Raw genomic sequence first — 23,943 nt, 5'->3', positions numbered from 1 at the left:
ACCCCGTGCGAATCGTCTGCCTGAACTGCCTGGCGGAGTTCAAATTCGACTCCGCCCGCCGCTCCTGGATCTGGGTGCTGCGCCAGCCCAACGGCGCCTTCGCCACCCGTGTCGCGGACTATTCGCGGCGACTGGATCGGCGCTGCCCCAACGGGTGTGAGATCGACGAGGAGATCCTCGACCACCCGACCACGGTGATCGGCTTCGTCGGCGAATCCGCCTCGTCCAAGACACATCTCATCGTGTCCATGATCTATTCGGTGATGAACGATCCGATGCTGGCGCGGGAATGGTCGATCGTGCCGTCCCGGCGATCCACCAAACTGCTGGCGGCGCTGGAGAACACGCTGATGAACCGGCAGGCCATCGGCTACACCCAGAAGCGCGGGTATGTCGGCGCGCAGATGCAGCGGCAGGAGAACGGCATCGGACCGCTCGGCGCGCCGCAGCCACCGCGCGCACCGATCCCCCCGCAGACGCAGAACCAGACCCAGTCGCACGCCTGGAGCGGCTGGCAGGTGCGCACGCCCATCCTCATCAAGTTCACCTCGCTGGCCACCCGGCGCACCGTCAACCTGGCCTTCGTGGATGTCGCGGGCGAGGATGTCGCCGACGCCGAGATCGCCGCCAAGGTGAGCCCGCACCTGGCCGTCGCCGATTTCATCTGGTTCGTGGTGCCCTCGACCCTGAACAAGCAGTACCTGGCGATGATGCGCGAGCACGCGGGCCCGGCCAACGAGGAGAGCCTCAGCAACAACGTCGAGCACTCGCAGACCGTGGGCCGCACCAAGATGATGATCGACCAGATCGCGAAGCTGTGGCGCACCGCCAACAGTTATCCGCTCGAACTGCCGATCGAGCCACCGCGCCTGCATGTTTCGACGATCGTCGCGAAGTCGGATCTGCTGTCGCTGATCAGCCTGCCGGAGGTCGGTATCGTCGCGCCGCCGCCGGACTGGGCCGACAGCCCCTACAGCCTCAACGGCGCGGGCAATCTGTATCAGCCGGGCCAGATCGCCTATCGCTCCGACGCCACCAGATCACTTGTGCGGAAACTCTTTCCGGCCGTCGACGCGACCCTGTCGATCCACTTCCCGCACAACCGCTACTTCCCGGTCTCGGCCGTCGGCTGCGGCAAGCGCGCCGACAACACCTATCCGGTGTTCAAGCCGTTCGCGGCCGTCGACCCGGTCATCCACATGCTCAACCTCATCGACCACCTACGGACCGACCGATGACGGGTTTCGCCCAGCTGCTGTGCGGCTGGGCCGTGGTGACGCTGGAATCCTCCGGCACCGGTGTGGGTGTGGTCGCGCGCTCCGGAAACTGGCCCGCCGCACTGGGTTCCACCACCCGCGAGCTCGGGCCACTGATCAGCTGGGACGGGTCACCGGCCGCGCCGGACGCGCTCGCGCTGGAATTCATCCTGGTCCGGGGGCTGGCGGTGGCGGCGCTGAAGACGCCGTCCAATGCCCGGCCCGGCACCTGCGTGGCGCACCTGGTCGCCGGGGAACGCGGCACGCTCGACGGTGCGACGGCTTTGAGCCTGTACGACTCCGGAGCCTTTCGTAGCACCCTCGACGAGCCCGGCTACCCCACCGATCACTGGGATCCGCTGCCGAAACCGCCGGAGCACAACGGTTTCGACTCCGCCGCCGACGCCTACGCCGAGCTGGAGTGGCTGCCCGCCCTGCTCGGCTACACCCTCGCGCACCTGTCCGGTCGCGGTCCCGCGGTGGAACTGCGGGTCGAGCACGGCACGGACGCGGTGGCCATGCTGCGCGCCCTCTACGGCATGCTTCCCCGAAACAGCCTGCGCGACTTGACCTTCTGCACCTCGGATACACCGAGCGCGGACTGCGCGATCATCGCGGTGACCCGCGACAGCCGCCCGCCGGTAGCCGCCGGCCGCCGCATCGTCACCCCGGGCGACCCCGGCGACGAGTCCGATCCCTTCGTGCAGCTGGGCCAGCAGATAGTCGGCCACCGCCGCGCCGGTGTCGCCCTTCCCGAAACTCTGAGCACCCCACAGGAAATCGGGCAGTGGTGCTACCGCCTGCACCTGCGCGCCCTCGGCCCCGACGAACTCGACGACGACCACCTGGCCGAGGTGATCACCGATCCCGAACTGAACCCGGACTGGTTCCACGACCGCACGGTCGCCACCCGCGCCGTCCAGCTCGCCATCGGAAGGCCGAGTGTGGCAAGGGCTCTCGCACGCATGGAGCATCGCCCGGGCGTGCGCAAGACCTTCGAGAAGGTCCTCACCGAGCGCGTTGTGAACGACACCCGCGACCGCACCCACACCGTCGAGGTGGCCCGCCAGCTCGGCTTCGATCTCACCGAGGTGGTGGCCGACGCCGCCCGGCGGCGACTGGAAGGCGGGCACGGGCAGCTCTCGGCTACCGACGCGGCCGTGGTGTGGCCGCGCCTGCACACCGACTGGGTCACCGGAAACCCCAAGCGCCGCCGGGCCATTGCCGGATACCTGACCCGGCACCGCGCGCTACGCGAGCATGCCCTCGGCGCGCGGGACCGCGCGCTGGTGCACAAGGCGTTGCGAGCCGAAGTCGACGATCAGGGTGTCGCGACGGCCAGCAGCCATCTGCTGCGCTCCGCCATGTATTCCCAGCTCGGCATCGTCGCCCAGGTCGCGGTGGATGTCGCCTGCGACGGACGCGATCGGTATGCGCTGGAACAGATCCTGACCTGCGCGCCGCCGGATCGCCTGCCCGCCCTGGTCGCGGAATGCGCCCGCTACCCGGCCCTGGACGCCGCCGATCTGATGCGGGCGCTCACCCTGACCCGCTCCGACCCTGTCGAACTGGCCGAGGCGCTGCGTCCCGGCTGGCGCGACCTGCGCCGGGCGCTGGAGCTGCCGGAATCGATCGAAACCCTGGTGGTGCTGGACGCCACCCCGGCCCGCGACGAGACCCCGCGTAGCGGAATCAGGCTGCCCCGCAAAGGCTTCGGGCGCAAGAACGGGAAGGACTGGTCACCGGCCGACCTGTCGGCGCTGCTGCGGTCGCCCGACGATCCGATCGACTTCGATGTCGCGCGCGAAACCGTTTCCGCCGCATTGAATTCCGATCCGGAGTACGTGCTCGACCGGCTGGTGTCGCGCGCCCGATCCTCCGACGGCGGGTCGATCCTGCGGCGCCTGCTGGCCGTCACGCCACCCGATCAGCTGCCCGCCCTGGTGACCGCCTGCGCCCGTCACTGGGACATGTCCCCGCCGACCCTCCTGGATGCGCTGGCGGCCCTCGAACTGCCACCGGCCGAACTCGCCGAAGCCCTCACCGGCGGCTGGCCCTGGCTACGCAACCGGCTGGAGCTCCCCCAGGCGATCGCCGCCCTGCTGATCATCGACGCCACTCCGTCCGGGAATTTCGCTCCCGGAGAACAGGATTCGCGCCGCGGCTGGCAGTTCTGGCGCTGACGCCACTCAGCTGGGCGAGAGCGCCCCACCGTGATAGCTGACCGCGGGATTCCACAGGAAGAACCCGTTGTACCCCGCCGCATAGGTGGCGTCGATCTGCGCCCGCACCTCCGCGTCACCGTAGGAGACGCCGAGGCTGAAGTCCTGCAGCCATGGAATGATCTGCGCCGCAGTGCCTTCGGTGCGCGCCCGGAAGTCCTGCAGTGATCGGAAAATGATGTCGTAGGGCTGCGAGTTCGGGTTGGCCACGTCGTATTCGCCCGCGTGCCAATGCGACGGGTACAGCATCGGCGCGAGGAAATCGACATAGTGGGCCATGGACGGGATGTCCTGGGCGATCTCGTCCGGGCGGGTGGCGGCGATCCCGAAGACCGCCGCCCCCAGCGAGGCTCCGGCCTCGTGGATCGGCGCCTCGATATCGCGCAGGAAGTTCGCCACCGAGTCCGACGGCGACTCGCTCAGCCCGGGAAACTGCATGCTCGCCAGGTTGCCGTCGGGTCGGCGGATGTAGTCGTACATGACGCCGTCGAAGCCCAGGTGCCCGGCCTCCACCGCGAGATCCCGGTTGTAGGAACGGATCTCGGGACTCGCGAAGTTGGTGAACGCGATCGCGCCGTAGCCGCTGGAGTACGGCTGCCCGCCCGGATTCTGAATCACCCAGTCGGGGTGCCCGTTGTGCCAGGCCCAGCTCGCGAGGGTGGGGTCGCGGAAGGCGACGATGCGACCCACCACCTTCACACCCATGTCGTGCAACTGCTTCAGCGCGGCGGGCGCGTCGTAGATCGGGTTGACCGCACCGGATTGGCGCGCCAGCGGCACCTGTGAGTCGTAGCCGACGACGCCGTCCTCGTCCTTGATATCGAGTTGGACGGTATCGATGCGGCCGGTGCGCGCGAGATCCAGCACCGCCTCGCGCATGGGGTCGTAGGCCCACGCGTAGGCGGTGACGTGGACGGCCCGGATGCGCGGCAGGGTGACCCCCACCTGCACCGGGGCCGTGGCCTTGTCGCCCGCCGCGTTGGCGGCCACCAGGGTGGTGTCGAGGGGAGCGTGCGGGAGGGTGAGCTCGAAGGTTCCGTCCGGGCCCACCGGTACCGACCGGTCGCCCACCGAGACCGTCTTCGCGCCGATCGCCTTGCCCCGCACCGTGACCGGATCCCGGTAGGAGGTGGCGGCGGGTAGCGGCGACAGTTCCACCTGCGGCGGACGAATCTCGGTGGCGGCCGACGGCCGGCTGCGACCGTAGACGAACATCACCGTGGTGAGGATCAGGACGAGCACCGCACCGAGCGCGAGCAGGGCGGGCCGCCGACGACGGATCGCCCGGAGTCGCATGAGCAACGTACACACCAACTTCCACAGACGCCTGTTGCGCATCACTATTACCCCAGCGCGGAGATGACGACCATCTTTCGCCGAGATCAACTCAAAACCGTTGTCCCCGCGTAGCGTTGCGGCAATGAAGGCGTGGGCCCAGCTTCATACGGTCCCTGCGGCGCTGCGAACGGTCACGGCGGCACTGCTGTGCGCGACCGCCACCGCGTGCGGGGGGACGACCGCCACCACACCACCCCCGACCACCACGCCGACCCCGATCGTGCGCCCACCGGATCCGGCCACGGTCGCCGCGAACGAACTCGGCCAGATCCCCATCCTCATGTACCACCGCATCGAGGCCGAACCGGGCAGCGAATACGACCAGACGCCAACGAAATTCAGCGCCGAACTCGATCGCCTCTATACCGAGGGCTACCGCCCGATCACCCTCGCTCGCTACCTCTCCGGCGTGATCGACCTCCCCGCGGGCACCCACCCGGTGGTCCTCACCTTCGACGACTCCACCCGCCCCCAGCTCACCCTCACCGCGTCCGGCGACCCCACCCCCGACTGCGCCGTCGGCCTGCTCGAGCAATTCCATTCCCGCCACCCGGATTTCGCCGCCACCGCCACCTTCTACGTCAACAACGACCTCTTCGGCGACGACGCGCGCGCCCTACCCTGGCTGGTCCATCACGGCTACGACATCGGCGCTCACACCGCCACCCACCCCAACCTGGGCCGCCTCAACGCCACCGACGTGCAACGCGAACTGGTCCAGAACGTCCGCGCCATCACCGCCGCCGTCCCCGGTACTCCCCTCCACTCGATGGCCCTCCCCTTCGGCGTCTACCCCGCCGACCATGCCCTCGCCACCGCGGGCACCTGGGACGGCACCGCCTACGGTTTCGAGGCGGTCCTCCTGGTCGGCGCGAACCCGGCCCCCTCCCCCTTCGCCGCCGCGATGGACCCGGTCGCCCTCCCCCGAATCCGCTCCGGCCGCACCGCGGTTCCCTTCGATTCCACCTATTGGCTCGACTGGCTGGCCGCCAACCCCACCGCCCGCTACACCTCCGACGGCGACCCCACCCGCCTCTCCTTCCCCCGCACCCTCGCCGACCAACTCGCTCCCCGCTGGTCATCCACGGCTCAGCCGTATTGAGACTCGGCAGCGCAGGCAGTTCGGGACTCAGCAGCCCAGGCAGCCCGGCGGAATGATCTCGCACCACCAGGGTTTCGGCGGCGGGATGGGGGCGTTCGGGTCGCCTGCGCCCGAAACCACCCAATCGCCTTGGACACTGACGTCGCGGCCGTCCAGCGGGCGGCTGGCGGGGCCTGCGGCCACCGAGCCGTCGAGGTTGAATTTGCTGCCGTGGCAGGGGCAGTTGATGGTGCCGCCGGAGATGTCGTTCACCGCGCAACCCAGGTGGGTGCAGATCACCGACAGGCCGATGTAGTTGCCAGCGTTCGGCTGCGTCACAACGGTATTGCCGACGATGACGCCGCCGCCGACCGGGATGTCGCCGGTGCGGGCCAGGGCATTGTCGGGGGCACCTGCCTCGGTGACCGTCGCCGGTGCGGGTTCGGTGGCCGCCGGTTGTTCGGCGGCGGGGGCTACCGGCGGGGCGGGCGCCGGGCCCGCGATCAGTTGGCCGTCACGGACATTCACCTCACGCTGGGCCAGGCCACGGGTGGCGGGACCGTGGACCAGGGAGCCGTCCAACGCGAATTGGCTACCGTGGCAAGGACAGCTGATCACGCCGCCCGAGATGGCGTTGACCGCGCAGCCCTGATGCGGGCAGACGGTCGAAAAGGCCAGGAAGCTACCGGCATTCGGCTGGGTGACCACGGTGTCGCCGAGAATCACCCCGCCACCGACGGGGACCTGGGAGGTACCGGCCAGCACGGTGCCGCTCAGCGGAGCCGGACCCGGTTCCGCCACCGGCGCATCCGACGTCGAGGGCGGCACGGTCGTGGTGGTCGCCGGTGCGGCCGTGGTCGTGGTGGCCACCGCGGCGGAAGTGGAGGCGGCTGGTGGCGAGGCCGCGCGTTGACTCGTGCACGCGGCCGCCGCCATCACCACCCCCGCCGCGACGACGATCTCCCTGCGTCCTACCTGATCGACACCCATGGTGACCTCTATTGCTCGCCACGTCGTGACCCCGATTACTCGGCACGCCGATGCCGGTGAAACGAACCGGCACCTGATCCGGTTCGATCCCCACGACCGCCGCCGCTGTGTCACCGTGGAGATCGTGTTCGGCGAGCGCATGGCAACGATGAGGTGGCGGCCCGGGTCCGGCCGATTGGTGACGGTGATGGCCGTCTGCTTCGGCCTCACGGTGGTGATCACCCGGCTGTATCTGATGGCCTCGGGCTATCCCAAGATCGGCGGCAAGACCTACCACATCGCGCACGCGCTCTTCGGCGGATTGCTGCTGGTCATCGCCTGTCTGGTGATGTTCCTGTTCGCCGGCCGGGCGGCACTCAACACGGCCGCGGCGCTGTCGGGCGTCGGGCTGGGCCTGTTCATCGACGAGGTCGGCAAGTTCATCACTTCCGACAACGACTACTTCTTCCCGCTGGCCGCGCCCATCATCTATCTGGCCTTCCTGCTGATCGTGTTGGTCGCCCGCTATGCCGCCCACAACCGAAAACGCCCTCCCACCCTGGTCCTGGCCGATGTCACCGGACAGGTCGCCATGGACCTGGGCGCTCCGATCACCGTCGAGCAGCGCAACACCCTGCTCGACAGCCTCGATCACCTCGACCGCAGCGGCTTCACCCCCGACACCGCTGCCCTGGCCGACGCCCTCGGCACCTACCTGCGCACCACCCACGAGCGCGCGGTGCCGTCCCGCTTCGCCCGGCTGCGCAACGCCTACGTCCGCGCCGAGGACGCGCTGCTGCCGCGCCGGGTGCTGGCGGGCGTGCTCATCACCGTCCTCATCGGCCACGCCGTCTGGACCCTGCTGCGCCTGGCCCTGGCGCTCATCGTGATCTCCGGCTGGCATTCGCCGTGGACCCCGGTCAACCACTTCCTCGACGTCACCCAGAACCACGGCTGGAAGGCCCTGGTGGGCTTGGGGATCGCCGCGGTCGCCGAAGTCCTGGTCGGCATCGGTTGCGCGGTAGCCGCGGTGGCGTGGATTCGCGGCCGCGCCGATATCGGCGTCCGGCTGGGCATCTGGTCCAGCATCATCTCGTTGACCTTGGTGAACGTGCTGGCGAGTTATTTCAGCCAGTTCCTCACCGTGTTCACCGCCATAGCCGAAGCCCTCCTGCTTTGGCTCCTCATCCGCTACCGCACGCGATACTGTTCGGTGTGAGCGCATTTCGGCACAGCCCCACCCTGGCGACGTCGAAGGGGCGTGTTCCGCGCAATGCCGAACTACTCCTGTGCGTGGCCGCGCTGGCCCTGACCGCCTTCGCGTATCTGGCCATGACCTCGGCCACCGGCAACGGCTTCGACGGCGAGAGCCTGCGCGCGCTGGCCGTTTTCACGGTCTTCGTGCTGGCCTCCCATCTGGCCGTGCGCCGCTGGGCGCCGACCGCCGACCCGGTACTGCTGCCGTGCGTGGTGCTGCTCAACGGCATCGGCCTGGTCCTCATCGACCGGCTCGACCGCGCCGAGGCCGTCACCGCCAAGAACGCGGGCAAGGCCATCCCCTCCTCGGACTCGGCACACCAGTTGATCTGGACCGGCCTGGGCATGCTGCTGTTCGTGCTGGTGCTGGTGTTCGTCCCCGACCACACCAAACCCGCCCGCTACGGCTACACCATGGGCCTGGCCGGGGTGGTCGCACTGCTCATCCCCGCCCTGCTGCCGTCGCGCTTCAGCGAGGTCAACGGCGGCAAGAGCTGGATCCTGTTGAGCGGATTCTCGATTCAGCCCGGTGAGTTCGCCAAGGTCGCGCTGATCATCTTCGTGGCCGCCTTCCTGGTCGCCAACCGGGAACTGTTCACCAATGCCGGCACCCGATTCCTGGGCATGACCATGCCGCGACTGCGGGACCTGGCCCCGCTGCTGCTGGTCACCTTCGTCGCGGTGATCGTGCTCGTGTACGAGAAGAACCTGGGCTTCTCACTGCTGGTGTTCGGGACCGTGCTGGCCATGATGTACATCGCCACCGGGCGGGCCTCGTGGCTCATCATCGGCCTGCTGTTCTTCATGGTCGGCGCGTTCATCGCCTACGAACTGTTCGGGCACGTGCGGGTGCGCGTCGAGGTGTGGAAGGACCCCTTCGCCACGTATTACACGACCGGATACCAGATCTCGCAGGGCCTGTTCGGCATGGGCACCGGCGGGCTGGCCGGAACCGGCCTGGGCAGCGGGCGGCCGCAGGACGTGCCGTTCGCCAAGACCGACTTCATCATCTCCACCATCGGCGAGGAGCTGGGCCTGATCGGCCTGGGCGCGGTGCTGGCCCTGTTCCTGATCCTGTGCATCCGCGGCTTCAGCGCCGCGCTGACCACCCGCGACGCGTTCGGCAAACTGCTCGGTGGCGGACTGGCATTCTCCATCGGCTGGCAGCTGTTCGTGGTCGTCGGCGGCGTCACCAAACTGATTCCGCTGACCGGTCTCACCACCCCGTTCATGTCCTACGGCGGTTCCTCGCTGCTGGCCAACTACATCATCCTGGCGCTGCTCATCCGCATCTCCGCCGACGCCCGCTCGGCTCCGCCGCCGCCGACCCGGCCCGTCCCGGTGGTGCCGCCGCTCGCCGACGCCATGACCGAGCACGTCTCGCGTCGCCTGCTGCCGCGCAAGCGCTGACCCGCCGGAAAGCGGCGTACGAATCCCGTTGTGCTGTCGCCGGTCACGAATCGGAGGATGCTGGTCCGGGTGACCTCTACGAACCCTGCGGTCAGCCGGACCGCTCTCGACAATGTCCGAGTCTTCGACGGCAGCACCTTCACCGAACCGACCACGGTCGTCATCGACGGCGCGGTGTTCGGCACCGACGACACCGGCGCCGAACGCCTCGACACGGGCGGCGCGTTCCTGGTCCCGGGCTTCATCGACGCCCACGTGCACATCGCCGACACCGAGACCCCGTCCCGATTCGCGCCCTTCGGCGTCACCACCGCGCTGGATATGACCTGTGATCCCGCCATCGTGGCCGGACTCCGCAATACCGTCGGCAGCACCGATGTTCGCAGCTCCGGCATGTGCGTCGCCGGGGCCGATGGCATGCACGGCCAGTTCCTCGGCGACGCCGTCATCATCCGGTCCGCCGATCAGGCCGAAGCCATGGTGTCGCAACGCCATTCGAGCGGCTCGGACTACATCAAGATCATCCTCGAGGCCCCCGGTGAGGGCGGCCCCGACGCGGCGAGCGCCAAAGCCGTTGTCGCGGAAGCCCATGCCCGCGACCTGCTGGTCGTCGCGCACGCCGCCTCGCCGGGCGCGTACGCGGCCGCACTGGACGCGGGCGTGGACATCATCACGCACGTGCCCGCGGGCTTCCCGCTGCCACCGCACGATGTCGAGCGGATCGCCGCCGAGGACCGCGCCGTCGTCCCGACCCTCACCATGATGGAGGGCATGGTCGCCGCGAACGGCGTCCCCGAGGCCTTCGCCGCCGCCCTCGCCAATGTCGGTGCGCTGCATGCCGCGGGCGTCCCCATCCTGGCGGGCACGGACGCCAACGCCTCCCCCGGCGTCCCCTGCAACCCCGCCTTCGGCGAGAGCCTGCACCGCGAACTGGAACTCCTGGTCAGCGCCGGGCTCTCGACCGCGGACGCCCTCAATGCCGCCACCGCCCTGCCCGCCCGCCACTTCGGCCTGACCGACCGCGGCGCGATCACCCCCGGCCTGCGCGCCGATCTACTGCTCCTGGACGCCGACCCGCTCGCCGACATCACCGCCACGAAGTCCATTCGCGGCATCTGGTCCGCCGGAATCCCCGTCGCACGGTAGATTTCATGATCAGGGAGCTGCTACTGCGGAATTCTGCCCGTTTCTCCGCAGTGATAGCTCCCTGATCTTGTTCGGCAACTCGGATATTCGACCGAACACTCGCCCACTATGGGCCAGCGGCCTACTCGAGCCATCGAATGCCCCTGACTTCCTGGGCTTTCGCTCGTGCAGATAATGTGAGTGACCTGCGTCTCACTTCTCGGCAAGCGGAATTGCCATGCCGTTGCTACCGTGGGCCGGATCGCCGTTCCGCAGAGCTGCCGGGCTATTCGGGCGGTGGTGTGAACATCGTTCGAATGCTGAGAGGGCGGCGTCGATGGTCGGGCCGATTGCTGTCTGGACAAGACCTTTACAACGGCGGAAGTCCGCTGATACGACAGAATTCCTGCGGATAGTCGAGGAACCCGCGCCACTGCGGCGCATGCCTCGATCGCCACGCGTTCCGCTGGCGCCCGCGCAGGAACGGATGTGGCACGCCGCGGCCTGCGGACAGTCCGCTGACTGGAATGTTGCTCGCGCGTTTCGAATTCGCGGCTCCATGGTGAATTCTCTCGCGCTGCGCGCCGCCATCGACGACGTCGTGCGACGGCACGCCCCGCTGCGCACCTGCTACCCCGCGACCGCCGACGGGCCCATCCAAATGGTCCTGGACGCCGATGTGGCACGGGTGGAAGTCGAGGTCGTCGACAGTTTCCCGGGCGAGGTGACCGAGCGCATCGCCGAATTCGCGGGCCGCGCTTTCGATCTCGCCTCCGAGCTGCCGATCCGGGCGCGCATCTTCCGGCTGGGCAGCCGGGATGTGGTGCTGGCCCTGGTGATCCACCACATCTCGCTGGACGGCGCATCCATGCAACCGCTGCTGCGCGACCTGGTCACCGCCTACCTCGCCCGCAGCGCCCACCGGGCCCCCGCCTTCACCCCGCTGGCCGTCGACTACATCGACTACACGCTGTGGAAGCACGAGTATCTGGGCGCGTTCGACGATCCCGGCAGCCGGGCCAGCACCCAGCTGCGCTACTGGGCCAACAATCTCGTCGGCCGCCCCACCCCGCTCGAACTGCCTTACGACAGAGCAGGTTCCGAGCGTCCGGACGCCGCGGGCGATCTCATTCAGATCCGCTTCGACCCGACCCTGCACGCGGCCCTGCTGGCGCGCGCCCGGCACGGCGGCGCGAGCCTGTTCATGCTGTTGCAGACCGCCTTCGCGCTGAGTGTCGCCGCCTTCGCCAAGTCGCCGGACGTGACCGTCGCGACCGCCGTCTCCGGGCGCGACGACCCGCTGCTCGCGGACCTGGTCGGCAATCTCGCCGACGATGTCCTGCTGCGCATCCGGCTGGACCGCGCGACCGATATGAACGACCTCATCGACCAGGTCCGCAAGGTCGCCCTGGCCGCCTTCGCACACCCGGACACCCCGAATCCCCGGCTGCTGCGCAGTCTTCCGCAGGATCCGGCACACCCACTGTTCCAGGCCACCCTCATCCTGCAGCGCGCCGACGCCGCCCCGCCCACGACCGCCACCGGCGGCATCGCCATCACCGACTTCCCGACCGGCATCGTCCGGGCCAAGCACGATCTGGAATTCGGGCTCACCGAGAACTACGACCACACCGGCGCGCCGACCGGCATCACCGGGCCGTTCCTGTATCCGATCGCCCGTTTCGACCGCGCCACCGCAACCCGCTTCGTCGAAACCTTCAGCGCCATGGTGGAACTCGTGGCGTCCGGGTATGCGGGGCCGATCGCCCCGCTGCTGCACCCGGAACCGCGCCGCCGCAGCCGCCGGTCCCACCGCGCGCGATAACGCGGTAGTCGATCAAGCCCGGGCAGTATCGATCAAGCCCGGGCGATGCAGCGCACCGCCCGCAACCTGCCGTCGGCCAGCCCCTGCGCGAGGTGCTCGACCTTGCGCGGGAAATCGGCGACGAAGGCTTGCAGCCCAACAGGATTCGGCGGTGCCGCCAGCACCATCCGCATGATCGCGCCGGCCTGCTCGGTGAGGTCTTCCCACACCTCGATCGCGAATCCCGCACCTTCAATGGCCCCGCGCAGCACGTCCGGCGCCACCAGATGGCTCTGCTGCGGCCGGTCCGCCCAGGGCAGCGGGAAGTCGGGCACGCCGTCGCCCGCGGTGATATCCCAGAGAGCAAGCCGCCCACCGGTTTCGAGCACCCGGTGTGCCTCCCGGTAGAGCGCCTCCTTGTCGGCGATGTTCATCTGCACGTGCTGGCTGAAGACCACGTCGAAACTCCGGTCATCAAACGGCAATTCGGTGACATTGCCCTGCCGCACCGAGATCAGCCCGTCCAACCCGACCGCGGCATTGAGCCAGCTCGCGGTCTCGCAGTAGTCCGCGGTCAGGTCCACTGTGGTCACCGGACAGCGGTAGGTCTCCGCGAGGAAGCGCGCGGTGCCGCCGATACCGCTCCCGGCGTCGAGCACCCGGGTCTGCGGGGTGAGCGCGGTCAACTCCGCCAGGGCGGCGGTGGCGATCCGGCCCATGGTGTGGAAGTCCTCCACCAGGGTGAGGTCCGCGAGTTGCAGCCGGTCCGGGTCGCGCCCGGCGTCTCGCAGCGCCTTCTCGATATCGAGCCGCGAGGTGCCCGACGCGTAGGGGGAATCGAGGGAGATGTCGTTCATGTCAGCACTTTTCGCTCGAGGTCGGGGCCACGACCAGAAAGTAACCACTGGTTACATCTTCGAGTATGCGCACCTATGTGACCGCCGTCAACATCTTCGTGCGATGCTGAGGCCATGAGCCCCTACCATCACGGCGCCCTGCGCGCGGCGCTGATCGAGGCGGGCGTGGCGCTGGCCGATGCGGGCGGACCGGATTGCGTGGTCCTGCGCGAGGTCGCCCGCACCGCCGGGGTCTCGCATTCGGCCGCCTACCGGCACTTCGCCGATCGCGACGCGTTGCTGGCCGAGGTATCCCGCCACGCCCGCGCCGAGCTCGCCGCCGGGATGCGGCACCGGCTCGCCCGCATCGACGATCCGCGCGGCCGGTTGCACGCAGTCGGCACCGCCTACATCGACTTCGCGCTCACCCGAACCGGCCTGTTCCGCACCGCGTTCGGCAATCGATCGGCAACCACACCGGACGCGCCGGACGACCCGGCCGACGACCCGCACCGCATCCTCGGGCAGGTCCTCGACGAGGCCCTCGCGGCCGGACTCATGGATCCCGACCTGCGCCCCGGCGCGGACACCGCCGCCTGGTCGGCGGTGCACGGCCTGGCCGCCCTGCTGCTCGACGGGTCGCTGCCCACCACCCCGGCCGATATCGATGCCGCCGTCTCCCACGTGCTCGGGCTGGTCAATCGCGGCCTGCTGCGCCGCGAGGAGTGAGCCCGGTGGCCCATGATGGGGGCGTGACTCGGATCCCGGATTGGTTGCGTCCCTCGCACTGGGGGTTGCGGATTCGCTCGGCCATCGCCGCGGCGCTCACCGTGGGCGCGGTGCTGCTGCTGGCGGCCGGGGCGATGCTCGGCCTGCTGAACCGATCCCTGCTGCGCGAGATCGACGCCGCCGCGGGCACCCGCGCCGATGCCGTCGCCGCCGAACTGGCCCGCAACTCCGTCGCGGAGCTGCCCGGGTCGCTGTTCGACGTGAGCGGGCAGGTCGCCGTGGTGCAGGTGATCGACGCCCGCGGCGGCATTGCCCGCGAATCGAATTCGACCTACGCGCCGCCGCTGCTGGATCCGGCGCAGGTGACCGAGCAGCAGAACGGCCGCCGTCCGGTGGCGACCTACGACGAGGACCTGCGGGTCGCCGCGCGGCCGGTGACCACCCCCGCAGGCCACTATCTCGTCCTGGTCGCCGGTAACAGCGAACCCGCCGAACGCGCGGTGAAACGGGTTGCGGCGCTGGTCACCGTGGGCGGCCCGATCGTGGTGGCGGCCGCCGCGCTGGCCACCTATCTGCTGGTGGGCCGATCGCTGCGGTCGGTGGAGGAGATCCGCCGCCGGGTGGCCGGGATCGGCGCGGCCGGGCTGTCGGAGCGGGTGCCGGTGCCGGTGGCGCGCGACGAGATCGCCCGGCTGGCCGAGACCATGAACGACATGCTCGCCCGGGTCGAGGCCGGGCATCAGGCCCAGCGGCGCTTCGTCGGCGACGCCTCGCACGAATTGCGCAGCCCGCTCGCGGTGGTCACCGCCGCCCTGGAATTGGCCCGCGACCGGCCCGAAGCGCTGGACGCCGAACTCATCGACGGCACCCTGCTGCCCGAGACCGAACGCATGCGCCGGCTCATCGACGACCTGCTGACGTTGGCTGCCGCCGACGAGAACGGGCTCGAAGTACGCGGCGGCGACGTGGATCTCGACGATGTGGCCGCCGAACAGGTACTGGCGCTGCGCATGCGCGGCGGAGTTACGGTGCGCTCCGAGATCGACGCGGTGCGCATCCGGGGCGATCGGCCCAAACTCGAACGGGCGCTGCGCAATATCGTCGAGAATGCCGCCGCGCACACCCGCTCCACGGTCGCGGTCACGGTGCGGCGGGATACAGCGGGCGCGCTGCTGATCGTCGACGACGACGGCCCCGGCATCCCGGCCGCCGACCGCGAACGGGTCTTCGGCCGCTTCGTGCGGCTCGAGGCGGACCGGGCGCGCGCCACCGGCGGTTCCGGGCTGGGCCTGGCCATCGTCGCGGAAATCGTGGCCGCGCACGGCGGTTCGGTCACGATCGGCGAATCACCGTGGGGTGGCGCCCGATTCGTGATCGCCCTGCCCACCGGCGTCGATCATCCGGTAGCCGACACCCCGTAGCGTCTCGATGCTGGTGCGGCCGAAGGGCACATCGATCTTCTTGCGCAGATACCCGACGTAGACCTCGACCACGTTCTCCGGCCCGTCGTAGTGGGCGTCCCACACATTGCGCAGGATCTCGGACTTGGTGAGGGCCAAACCCTGGTGCCGCAGCAGGAATTCCAGCAGTCCGAACTCGCGCGGGGTCAGCGTGAGCAGAGTGTCACCGCGGCGCACCGTGCGGCGGGCCGGATCGAGCACCAGGTCACCGGCGGCGAGCAGGGTGGGCTGCTGCGGGGTGCGGCGGCGCAGCAGCGCCCGCAAGCGCGCGATGAGCACCACGAACGAAAAGGGTTTGGTCAGATAGTCGTCCGCGCCGAGATCCAGCGCGTCGGCCTGCTCGTAGTCGCCGTCCTTGGCGGTCAGCATGAGCACCGGCGTGGTGACGTCGCGGGCGCGCAGTCGGCGCAGCACCTCGTAGCCGCTGAGGCCCGGCAGCATGATGTCGAGCACGATCACATCGAAGGCGTCCTCGCTCGCCGCCCACAATCCGTCCGGCCCGGTGTGCGCCAGTTGGACCACGAACCCCTCGAGCTCGAGCCCGCGCTGAATCGTCCGCGCCAGCCGCTCCTCGTCCTCGACCACCAGCACCCGCACGGGCACCAGCATGCCCGATCACCGATCCGGCGGCGTGCCCAGCCGTGCCGTCCTCGTAAATCCGCCTCTCAACGTTCTCTCAGCGATACCGTGGCAACCTCGATGGCATGCTGTCCTCACCACCCGCATCGAAGGAAGCGCCCACGACCACCGGAACGGAAGACCCCGAAGAGGGCATGCTCGCCGGCGTGCTCGTCGCGCTGGCGCTGACGGCCGCGATTCTCGTGCTGACCTGCGTGGTGATCTGGTACAACGGCCCGGCCGGGCCGGATTCGGCCTGGCTGCAATGGTTCATCGATCACCGCACCGACACCCTGACCCCGATCGCGAAGGCGATCAGCGCGGCGGGCGACACCGTCACGGTCGCCGTCTACTCGATCGTGGCGTGCGTGCTGCTGGCCTGGCGCAAGCACTGGGATCAGGCGGTGCTGGTCGCGGTGGCCGCCGCGGGCGCGGGAGTGCTCACCTATTTCGGCAAGCTGCTGATCGCACGCGACCGCCCGCCGGTGATCGACCATCTGGTCACGGAAACCAATCACTCCTACCCGTCCGGCCATGCGCTCGGCTCGACCGTGGTGATCGGCATCCTGGTGGCCGTCGCGCTAGCGCGCATCACGCGTCGCGCCATCCGCGTCCTGCTGATCGCCCTCGCCACCGTGTTCGTGGTCGCGGTCGGCCTGTCCCGCCTCTACCTGGGCGTGCACTGGCCGACCGACATTCTGGCGGGCTGGCTGATCGGAGCCTGCTGGCTCACGATCTGCCTGACCCTGCGCTCCCGAACCCACCTGGTGACCGACCGCCTGCCCGCCTCGCTGCGCTGAACCTCAGCGCCGGGTGACGGTCGTCGGCAGGCTGGCGAAACCCCGGTTGTTGGAGGCGTGAATGCGCACCGGCCCCGCCGGATCGATCTCGAAATCGGCCACCCGGGAAGCGATTTCGGTCAATGCCGTGCGCAGTTCCAGCAGCGCCAGATTGGAGCCGAGGCAATGGTGACGGCCGCTGCCGAAGACCAGCGACGCGGAGGTGTCGCGATCCAGATCGAAGGTGTCCGGGTTCGCGAAGACCTCCGGATCGCGGTTGGCCGCGCCGGTGAGCAACAGGATGCGGGCATCGGCGGGAATCGCGACACCGTGCAGCTCGATCGCCTCGGTCGTGGTGCGCAGCTGGGCCTGAGTGGCCGGATCCCAGCGCATGGCCTCGTCGATCCAGTCGTCGATGCGTCCGTCGAGCGCGGCGCGGCGCTGTTCGGGGTGCAGCCACGCGGCGTGCCAGGCATTGCCGAAGGTGAGCATGCTGGTTTCGATGCCCGCGCCGATGAGCAGGATCAACACCCCGACGATCTCTTCGGGGGTAAGTCGGTCATCGCCGTCGGCGGCGTCGAGCAGGCCGGAGAGCAGATCGTCCTGCCGCGACTTGCTCCGCTCGATGGTCAGTTCGGTGTAGTACCCAACCAGCGCACCGATCGCCTGCATGGCCTCGGGCCGCAGATCGGTCGACTCCTCGTCGGTGTACATGATCTCCATGCCGAGCTTGCGCAGCATTTCCCGATCACCCTCGGGCACCCCGACCAGCTCCGAGATCACCTCGGTGGGGAACGGCCCGGCGAATTCGGCCATCAGGTCGAAGCTGCCGCGCTCCAGCAGCGGTTCCAGCAGGCCGATCGCGATCTCGCGCAGCCGCGGCTGCAGCGACTGCACCCGGTGCGCGGTGAACGCGCGCGTCACCAGGCCGCGCAGCCGGGTGTGCTTGGGCGGGTCCATGGCGACGAAGGAGAAGAAGCGTTCGGCCTGCGGTCCCCAGAAGGCGGGTTCCATGCGCAGGCCGTTGCGGCTGGAGAAACGGTCGGAGTCGCGGAGGGCGGCGAGCACGTCGGCGTGGCGCGAGAAGGCCCAGAAGTCGTCGTCGGCATTGCGGTATACCGGGGCCTCGCTACGCAACCTGGCATAGTGGGGGTACGGATCGGCATGGACATCGAAATCGAATGGGCTGTAGCGCAACTGCATGACGAACCTTCCGGCAAGGCTGCGGAGCGGTCGCGCGGCCTGGCCGCTACCGGTCCGCAACTGGAGCTGACACTGTGAGACAGTAGCCGAAAAGAATTGGGAGCGTAGTGAACTCGGATCCCGCGGCCGCACGCATCGACACCAGCAAGCCGCACCCGGCCCGCCGGTACGACTACTGGCTGGGCGGTAAGGACAACTTCGCCGCCGATCGCGAATCCGCCGACGCGGTGGCCGAAGCCTTCCCGACGGTCCAGCTGGCGGCGGTGGAGAACCGCAATTTCCTGCGGCGGGCCACCGCCTACCTGACCGCCGAGGCGGGCATCCGCCAGTTCCTCGATATCGGCACCGGCCTGCCCACCGCGGGCAATGTGCACGAGATCGCGCAGGGCATCGCGCCGCAATCGCGCATCGTCTACGTGGACAACGATCCGATCGTGCTGATGCACGCCCGCACCCTGCTCGACAGCTCCCCCGAGGGCCGCACCGCTTATCTGGACGCGGATCTGCGCGACCCGCAACGCATCCTGAACCACCCCGACCTGCTGGCCACCCTGGATCTGAGCCAGCCGATCGCGCTGATGGTGGTGGCGGTCATGCACTTCATGACCGACGACAACCACCCCTACGAGCTGATCCGGCAGCTCACCGAGCCGCTGGCACCGGGCAGTTTCCTGGTCATGTCGCATGCCACCGGCGACTACCTCGACGAAGAGGATCTGGCGCGCTCGCGAGAGGCCAATCAGCGCAGCGGCGTTCCGTTCCGGCTGCGCTCCGGGGCCGAGTTCGCGAAGTTCTTCGACGGGTTCGAATTGGTAGCGCCCGGTATCACCGCGGTCACCCTCTGGCGGCCCGAGGAGTATCGCCCGCACCCGCGCCCCGAAGCGGTCAGCATGTGGGGCGGGGTCGCCCGCATCCCCTGATCCCCCGATCAATGGCGAACGGGCCGTGGGCCTCCAGCGCCCACGGCCCGTCCCCGCCGGATGTCACAACCTGCCGACATCCTTGAGCACACGGCGGGTCTGTGCGAAGAGCATGCCGACATTGACCGTCTTGCGGCACACCACCACGATCACCACGTCCTCGCGGCTCTCGGTGCGGCAGAACAGGTGAGTGAGGTTGTCGCTGTTGACCAGGATCTCCTGGAAGTAATGGCGCTCGAGCCGGATGCCGCGCCGCTCCTTCCAGATGTTCTCGATCATCACCACATTCCGCCCCTGGAACAGCTCCAGCGTGGCCGCGGCCAGCAGGTCGAGCACCTCCTGCGGATGGTTGTCGACGGTCTCCACCGCCAGCAGCATGCCGGTGGACATGTCGATGGCGCCCGCGGCGACGCAATCGGGCACCTCCGACCGCAGCACCTTGACCAGGGTCGCCACCCGGTCGGTCATGCTGCCGGGTGAGCCGGCTCCGCTCGATGTATTCATTGCGTCCTCTCTGTTCTTCTGGGCGTGAGGGCACGCTGGCCCCGCGGCACGGGCACGGGGAGGCGGGGCGGAAGCGTGTCGTTGATGCCGCTGGCGCCGCGCCGGCGGCGGGGCAGCAGGGAGCGGCCGGTGCGCGGCGGTTCTGTTGCCTCGATCTGCTCGGCCGGTACCTCGGCCATGACCGGTGCGATGGCGAGCAGGTCGTCGTCGAGCATGCGAACCACCTCGACGGTGACCGCATACAGGCTGCGGCACAACAACATCGCGATATCCCGGCAGCTGCGCCGGCCATTGGCCCACAGCAGGATCTCGCGGCGGCGGCCGTTGCCGGGCGTGCTGAGCAGTGCCCGTCCGCGTTCGGTGAGCAGTAGTTGATTGCGGTGCGGGGAAACGCGTCCGTGGCCGAGCGCGCACAGGCGCCGGTCGGTTTCCAGCAGCAGCCATCCGGCTTCGATGCCGGGCACCGGGAGGCCGCTCACCGCCTCGGGATCGGTCGCATCGATCGGCAGGTCCTGCCACGAGCAGTCGCCGATCCATCCCGAGGCGATGGCGAAACAGCCGTCCACCGCGGCCATTGTGGCGACCACGCGCAGGTCGGCCACCCCCGTACAGATGCGCCCGGGGCGCGCGAGCAACGCGCGCACCCCGGGCGCGCCGGGCGAATCCACCGTGACCACCAGCCCGTGGACGACATGGAGGTCCCCGCCCGGATCCCCGGTCACCCGCAGCACCCCGGTGCGCGTGGTGATCGCGGCCTGTGCCAATTCCTGGACCAATTCCCTGGCGGATTCGTGGCCCAGTGCCGGCAATCGCCAGGGTTCGGCCGCTGCAGGTCGGCCGGGTCCGGCGAGTGCTCCCGTAGTCATGGTGAACTCCTGGGAATAGGCATGGCGAAGAAAGGCGTTTGCGCAGCCGGAAGACATCCGAATGCGAAAGTGGCACGCCTGGTTGATATTTCGACGTCGAACCGCCTCGTTCCGGTTCGCCGTGCGGGGGATATCGTGTCAGCCCACCGGTTTTGGAGCAATGGTCTCCGGTGAATCGATTACTTAAGTCCCATGGCATTGCACGGCACTGCCCGCGGGCCCGATCTCGGAAATGAGCATCACCAGCGCAAGCGATCCGCTACACGGCCCGGCGCCGGTTAAGTTCGCTTGACATTCGAGGCCGGGAAAAGGTTTGCAGCGCAATATGAACCGGCCGGTCGAGTTTGATTATCGGTGTGCAGCGCCCACCAGGCCGTCGGCCAGCGTCAGCAGATCCTCCGCGGGCCGGCCTGCCAGCAAACCTGCCGCGGCGCGCAGCCTGCGCGCGGATTCCGCTCGCGCCCACGCCTTTCCACCCGCCCGCGCGATCAGTTCCGCGGCACGCCCGGCCGGTGGATCCAGGCTCAATTGCGCGGCGATGCCGAGTTCGCGGCCGAACCGATCCATCGCCGCAACCACCTCCGACGGCGCGCCCGCGCACAACGCCCCCATCGCGCACGCGCAGCCGAACAGCACGGCCGCCCGATGCCGCAGCGTTTCCAAGTAGGCGTCCAGACCGGCCACGGCCCAGGTCTCGTGCGCGCATTCGTGATGCTGCCCCAGGCACAGTTCGATGACCGCGTCCTCGAGCCGGGCGATGCCCGCCAGCGCGGCATCCGGCGCCTCGGCCAGCGTCCAGATGGCCAGGCTGTGTAATGCGTCCCCGACCAGCACCGCATCGTCCGCGCCCCACAGCCGCCACACCGTCGGGCGACCGCGGCGCACGGCATCGCGGTCCATGACCTCGTCGTGGATCACCGTGAAGTTGTGCACCATCTCGACCGCGGCGGCCGCGTGCAGGGCCGCCGTCGGTGGCCCGCCCACGGCGGCCGCGGCGGCGAGCACCAGCGCGGGCCGCAAGCCTTTTCCCGTCGCGCCCGCGGCGACGGTGCCGTCGGCCTCACACCAGCCCAGGTGATATCCGGCCATCAGCCGCAGTTCCGCGGGCAGCGTGTCGACGGCGGTCCGCATCAACGGTGTGGTCAGTTGCCGGGCCCGGCTCAGCAGTTGCCGCGCGCGGTCCTGCGTTCCGATCGCGGGATCGGCCGCTGTCGACGAACTCATGGCAACCTCCAGTGAACTGCTGCGGATTCGTGGGCGGGTCGGCTCTCAGCGCCGGCCCGCCCGATCGGCGAGCACGCTGACGAAGGCGCCCCGGGGGCCGCCGATCACCGGTTTGCGCACCGCGGCCCGCAGGGCGGGCTCGGTGTAGCGACCGGTCAGCGTGTGCCAGTGCAGATTTCCCGCCATATGGTGACGCAGCCGTTCGACATGGTCGACGGTCGCGGCGCGCACCGTTTCGGGCAGTCGGTAATCGGTGAAGAATCCGGGAAGCTGGTCGCGCACAATGAATTCGAATTGCCGCAGCCGTTCATTGGCGAGATCGACGACGATATCGGCGGCCCGCTCGCGCGAGCATCCCAGGAAGGACTGGGTGAGATACACCAGATTGTGCAACTCGCCGTCGAATTCGATCTCCCTTTGATAGGAGTAGAGATCATTGACCAAGGCCGCGTAGTCGTGCGCCGAATTCTCCAGCTGCCGAACGATACTGGAGTCGTCGAGGCCGGAAAGATCGGGGCCGGACTCGATATCGGGCGCGCCGGGTGTGTCCAGTGCGCGGAACAGCGGGCCGCCCGAAGTCAGCCGCCGCAGTTCGAGATAGTCGACCGGATCCGGCAGCCGTCCGCGAAGCTCGTTGTCCAGCACGCATTCCCAGCCCTCGAACAGCTCGATCAGGGCCGCGCGCAGTCGATTCCGGCGGTCGTCGTCGAGACCGGCCGCGGCATCGGCCCACAGTTGCGACAGCCCGAGTTCGAGCGGGGTGACCGGCGTCGGTGCGGCATCGGTCAGCTGAAGCGGCAAGCGCCGCAGCTGAACTCGCGCGGCGGCCGGATCGGCGCGGAACACCCGGGTGGCCAGATCATCGGCGTAGGTCCCCCACGCGCACCAGCGGGTGCGCAACACCAGTTCCGCGGCTTCGGCGTCGGGATCGACCATGGCCATGAGGGCGGCGAAGTCGGCGGCGGCCAGCGATTCCGCCGTCCAGCCCACCACCGGGTCCAGCAGTCCCACCCGGGCCGCCCAGTTCGGCACGTCCGCGCGAGCCAGTGCGACATGCGGATTGACCGCGATCGCGTAGGGCATCAGCAGTCCCCGCACCGGCAACGGTCCGGGCGTGCGGGGCGGCGGCGTCTGCTGATTGAGCCGCACCCGCAGGCCGGGCGCGAGCCGGGCCGCGGCGGTGCCGAGCCCGGTCGGGCCGCGCGAGACGCCGCTGTTCATATAGCGACTCGATCGCAGATGCCATTCGTGTCCCCCGGCCTGCCAGTCCTGCAGGCCGGTGGCGTAGCGGACCACCGCGAGCTGCTCGGCCGGGGTGGCCGCGCGTTCGGCGAACAGTTGCGGTAGTTCGATCTCGGCGGTGTCCTCGAACTGGTCCAGGCGCGAGGTAAGCATGTCGTTGGTGAGTTCGGCGGCGGCCTGGGTGGGCAGGCCCAGGAAGCGTTCCAGCACCAGCACCAGGTTGGCGTTCTCGCCCTCGACGCGGACCTCGCGCTCGTAGGAGAACAGGTCGTTGCGCAGATGCACTGCGTCGGAGAAGGTTTCGCACAGCACCCGCAGCGGGCGCTCGCGGGTGAGGCGGTCGGGCACCTCCGCGCCGCAGGCGAACTCCACCAGATTGGCCGACCAGGGCGCACCGCCCACGCGGCGGCGCATCTCGACGTATTCGATGGGGTTGGCCACCCGGTCGCGGGCGATATTGTCCAGCTCCCAGAGGGATTCGACCATGAGGTTGTGGGTGGAGGTGCGCATGCGCGCCCGCCAGCCCGCCGACATGACCGGAATAGTGCGGGCCCAGCAGTCGGCCAGCCCGGCCTCCGAGGGGGTCTCGGGTTCCGGTGCGGGACAACCGGGTTCGCCCATGAACAGTTCGAGCCTGCCCAGATAGCCGGTGGCGGCGGCGCGATCGCCGGTGGACTTGTATTGCGCGAGGAACCAGTCGTCGAAGTAGAAGACCCAGATGTACCACTCGGTGAGCAGCGCCAAAGTCTCGGCGTCGCAGTCCGGATGGGTGTAGGCGCACAGCAGCGCGTAGCCCATGCGGTCCAATTTCTCGGCGTCCCAGATGGGTGTGCCGTCGACCCCGCGCTCGCCGAGCATGCCCATCCGCTGCGCCCAGGCGGCGGAGTGCACGCGCGCGTATTCGTAGTGCGGATTGAGCCGGGCGGGATGTGGGGTATAGAAATCGGGCAGGGTGAAGGGCTTCAACTCGGGGGCCCTCTCGCTGGGGGAACGTGACGGTATTCGCTGCTGCTGGCGATATGTCGAACGGGCCGCGTCAGAACTCTCACTGCGACAACGTGATCAGCGTCACAACCATGGTAGAGGCGCGGTGCCGTCTC

At 69.1% G+C, this 23,943-nt stretch carries 20 protein-coding genes; 11 read left to right on the top strand and 9 right to left on the bottom strand.

Going from position 1 to position 23,943, the window contains the following annotated elements:
* Positions 1 to 5: 5 nt before the first annotated feature.
* Both ACYVN4_RS04380 and ACYVN4_RS04375 read left to right on the top strand, forming a co-directional pair.
* A complete protein-coding gene (locus ACYVN4_RS04380; RefSeq protein ID WP_460717908.1) occupies positions 6 to 1,238 on the top strand; it encodes a hypothetical protein in 1,233 nt (410 codons plus the stop codon).
* Positions 1,235 to 3,439: a hypothetical protein gene (locus ACYVN4_RS04375; RefSeq protein WP_460717907.1), complete on the top strand. Its 2,205-nt coding sequence runs from the start codon at positions 1,235 to 1,237 to the stop codon at positions 3,437 to 3,439. The genes ACYVN4_RS04380 and ACYVN4_RS04375 overlap by 4 nt, the downstream gene beginning before the upstream one ends.
* 6 nt (positions 3,440 to 3,445) lie before the next feature.
* On the opposite strand, the gene ACYVN4_RS04370 is transcribed toward ACYVN4_RS04375, so the two are convergent.
* On the bottom strand, positions 3,446 to 4,816 hold the full coding sequence (locus tag ACYVN4_RS04370; RefSeq protein WP_460717906.1) for a putative glycoside hydrolase: 1,371 nt from the start codon (positions 4,814 to 4,816) through the stop codon (positions 3,446 to 3,448).
* Positions 4,817 to 4,898: 82 nt separating this feature from the next.
* Here ACYVN4_RS04370 and ACYVN4_RS04365 point away from each other — a divergent pair, with 82 nt between their 5' ends.
* Positions 4,899 to 5,918 carry a polysaccharide deacetylase family protein gene (locus tag ACYVN4_RS04365; RefSeq protein ID WP_460717905.1) on the top strand — a complete coding sequence of 340 codons (1,020 nt, stop codon included), beginning with the start codon at positions 4,899 to 4,901 and terminating at the stop codon, positions 5,916 to 5,918.
* A gap of 27 nt (positions 5,919 to 5,945) precedes the next feature.
* Here the strand turns inward: ACYVN4_RS04365 and ACYVN4_RS04360 are convergent, their stop codons facing one another.
* On the bottom strand, positions 5,946 to 6,887 hold the full coding sequence (locus ACYVN4_RS04360; protein ID WP_460717904.1) for a Rieske 2Fe-2S domain-containing protein: 942 nt from the start codon (positions 6,885 to 6,887) through the stop codon (positions 5,946 to 5,948).
* Here ACYVN4_RS04360 and ACYVN4_RS04355 point away from each other — a divergent pair.
* From ACYVN4_RS04355 to ACYVN4_RS04340, 4 genes are all read left to right on the top strand, one after another.
* The gene (locus tag ACYVN4_RS04355; RefSeq protein ID WP_460717903.1) at positions 6,886 to 8,085 is read left to right on the top strand and encodes a hypothetical protein; all 1,200 of its coding nucleotides are present in this window, start codon (positions 6,886 to 6,888) and stop codon (positions 8,083 to 8,085) included. The two genes, ACYVN4_RS04360 and ACYVN4_RS04355, sit on opposite strands and share 2 nt — an antisense overlap.
* Complete coding sequence (locus ACYVN4_RS04350) at positions 8,082 to 9,533, top strand: FtsW/RodA/SpoVE family cell cycle protein (RefSeq protein ID WP_460717902.1); 1,452 nt, start codon at positions 8,082 to 8,084, stop codon at positions 9,531 to 9,533. The genes ACYVN4_RS04355 and ACYVN4_RS04350 overlap by 4 nt, the downstream gene beginning before the upstream one ends.
* A 69-nt stretch (positions 9,534 to 9,602) precedes the next feature.
* Positions 9,603 to 10,679 (top strand): amidohydrolase family protein, encoded by a 1,077-nt coding sequence (locus ACYVN4_RS04345; protein WP_460717900.1) that lies wholly within the window; start codon positions 9,603 to 9,605, stop codon positions 10,677 to 10,679.
* A gap of 316 nt (positions 10,680 to 10,995) precedes the next feature.
* On the top strand, positions 10,996 to 12,483 hold the full coding sequence (locus ACYVN4_RS04340) for a condensation domain-containing protein (RefSeq protein WP_460717899.1): 1,488 nt from the start codon (positions 10,996 to 10,998) through the stop codon (positions 12,481 to 12,483).
* Positions 12,484 to 12,515: 32 nt separating this feature from the next.
* On the opposite strand, the gene ACYVN4_RS04335 is transcribed toward ACYVN4_RS04340, so the two are convergent.
* Positions 12,516 to 13,319, bottom strand: coding sequence for a class I SAM-dependent methyltransferase (locus ACYVN4_RS04335; protein ID WP_460717898.1), 804 nt, complete (start codon positions 13,317 to 13,319; stop codon positions 12,516 to 12,518).
* A 114-nt stretch (positions 13,320 to 13,433) separates the two neighbouring features.
* Here ACYVN4_RS04335 and ACYVN4_RS04330 point away from each other — a divergent pair, with 114 nt between their 5' ends.
* Positions 13,434 to 14,027, top strand: a complete 594-nt coding sequence (locus ACYVN4_RS04330; RefSeq protein ID WP_460717897.1) for a TetR/AcrR family transcriptional regulator — start codon at positions 13,434 to 13,436, stop codon at positions 14,025 to 14,027.
* 23 nt (positions 14,028 to 14,050) lie between these two features.
* Positions 14,051 to 15,448 carry a sensor histidine kinase gene (locus tag ACYVN4_RS04325; protein WP_460717896.1) on the top strand — a complete coding sequence of 466 codons (1,398 nt, stop codon included), beginning with the start codon at positions 14,051 to 14,053 and terminating at the stop codon, positions 15,446 to 15,448.
* On the opposite strand, the gene ACYVN4_RS04320 is transcribed toward ACYVN4_RS04325, so the two are convergent.
* The gene (locus ACYVN4_RS04320; RefSeq protein WP_460718362.1) at positions 15,374 to 16,084 is read right to left on the bottom strand and encodes a response regulator transcription factor; all 711 of its coding nucleotides are present in this window, start codon (positions 16,082 to 16,084) and stop codon (positions 15,374 to 15,376) included. The genes ACYVN4_RS04325 and ACYVN4_RS04320 overlap by 75 nt on opposite strands.
* A 107-nt stretch (positions 16,085 to 16,191) precedes the next feature.
* On the opposite strand from ACYVN4_RS04320, the gene ACYVN4_RS04315 reads away from it, so the two are divergent.
* Positions 16,192 to 16,905 (top strand): phosphatase PAP2 family protein, encoded by a 714-nt coding sequence (locus tag ACYVN4_RS04315; protein WP_460717895.1) that lies wholly within the window; start codon positions 16,192 to 16,194, stop codon positions 16,903 to 16,905.
* A gap of 3 nt (positions 16,906 to 16,908) precedes the next feature.
* Here ACYVN4_RS04315 and ACYVN4_RS04310 read toward each other — a convergent pair whose 3' ends face one another.
* Positions 16,909 to 18,021: a cytochrome P450 gene (locus tag ACYVN4_RS04310; protein WP_460717894.1), complete on the bottom strand. Its 1,113-nt coding sequence runs from the start codon at positions 18,019 to 18,021 to the stop codon at positions 16,909 to 16,911.
* Between the two features lie 173 nt (positions 18,022 to 18,194).
* On the opposite strand from ACYVN4_RS04310, the gene ACYVN4_RS04305 reads away from it, so the two are divergent.
* Entirely contained in the window at positions 18,195 to 19,007 is an 813-nt protein-coding gene (locus tag ACYVN4_RS04305) for an SAM-dependent methyltransferase (protein ID WP_460717893.1), read from the top strand.
* A gap of 63 nt (positions 19,008 to 19,070) precedes the next feature.
* Here ACYVN4_RS04305 and ACYVN4_RS04300 read toward each other — a convergent pair whose 3' ends face one another.
* From ACYVN4_RS04300 to ACYVN4_RS04285, 4 genes are all read right to left on the bottom strand, one after another.
* On the bottom strand, positions 19,071 to 19,511 hold the full coding sequence (locus ACYVN4_RS04300; RefSeq protein WP_460717892.1) for a hypothetical protein: 441 nt from the start codon (positions 19,509 to 19,511) through the stop codon (positions 19,071 to 19,073).
* The gene (locus ACYVN4_RS04295) at positions 19,508 to 20,377 is read right to left on the bottom strand and encodes a hypothetical protein (protein WP_460717891.1); all 870 of its coding nucleotides are present in this window, start codon (positions 20,375 to 20,377) and stop codon (positions 19,508 to 19,510) included. The genes ACYVN4_RS04300 and ACYVN4_RS04295 overlap by 4 nt, the downstream gene beginning before the upstream one ends.
* Before the next feature lie 348 nt (positions 20,378 to 20,725).
* Positions 20,726 to 21,601, bottom strand: coding sequence for a polyprenyl synthetase family protein (locus ACYVN4_RS04290; protein ID WP_460717890.1), 876 nt, complete (start codon positions 21,599 to 21,601; stop codon positions 20,726 to 20,728).
* A 45-nt stretch (positions 21,602 to 21,646) separates the two neighbouring features.
* Positions 21,647 to 23,809 (bottom strand): terpene synthase family protein, encoded by a 2,163-nt coding sequence (locus ACYVN4_RS04285; RefSeq protein WP_460717889.1) that lies wholly within the window; start codon positions 23,807 to 23,809, stop codon positions 21,647 to 21,649.
* Positions 23,810 to 23,943 lie beyond the last annotated feature (134 nt).

This window comes from Nocardia heshunensis, assembly GCF_054782115.1.
Note: the sequence above shows the minus strand (reverse complement) of the source record. Positions and strands in the feature narration are given on the sequence as shown.

Excerpts from the sequence above, each read along its gene's own strand:
- ACYVN4_RS04295 (WP_460717891.1), bottom strand. The coding sequence starts at position 20,377 with ATGACTACGGGAGCACTCGCCGGACCCGGCCGACCTGCAGCGGCCGAA.
- ACYVN4_RS04375 (WP_460717907.1), top strand. The coding sequence starts at position 1,235 with ATGACGGGTTTCGCCCAGCTGCTGTGCGGCTGGGCCGTGGTGACGCTG.
- ACYVN4_RS04360 (WP_460717904.1), bottom strand. The coding sequence starts at position 6,887 with ATGGGTGTCGATCAGGTAGGACGCAGGGAGATCGTCGTCGCGGCGGGG.
- ACYVN4_RS04355 (WP_460717903.1), top strand. The coding sequence starts at position 6,886 with ATGGTGACCTCTATTGCTCGCCACGTCGTGACCCCGATTACTCGGCAC.
- ACYVN4_RS04290 (WP_460717890.1), bottom strand. The coding sequence starts at position 21,601 with ATGAGTTCGTCGACAGCGGCCGATCCCGCGATCGGAACGCAGGACCGC.
- ACYVN4_RS04370 (WP_460717906.1), bottom strand. The coding sequence starts at position 4,816 with ATGCGCAACAGGCGTCTGTGGAAGTTGGTGTGTACGTTGCTCATGCGA.
- ACYVN4_RS04335 (WP_460717898.1), bottom strand. The coding sequence starts at position 13,319 with ATGAACGACATCTCCCTCGATTCCCCCTACGCGTCGGGCACCTCGCGG.
- ACYVN4_RS04340 (WP_460717899.1), top strand. The coding sequence starts at position 10,996 with ATGGTCGGGCCGATTGCTGTCTGGACAAGACCTTTACAACGGCGGAAG.
- ACYVN4_RS04330 (WP_460717897.1), top strand. The coding sequence starts at position 13,434 with ATGAGCCCCTACCATCACGGCGCCCTGCGCGCGGCGCTGATCGAGGCG.
- ACYVN4_RS04300 (WP_460717892.1), bottom strand. The coding sequence starts at position 19,511 with ATGAATACATCGAGCGGAGCCGGCTCACCCGGCAGCATGACCGACCGG.
- ACYVN4_RS04315 (WP_460717895.1), top strand. The coding sequence starts at position 16,192 with ATGCTGTCCTCACCACCCGCATCGAAGGAAGCGCCCACGACCACCGGA.
- ACYVN4_RS04365 (WP_460717905.1), top strand. The coding sequence starts at position 4,899 with ATGAAGGCGTGGGCCCAGCTTCATACGGTCCCTGCGGCGCTGCGAACG.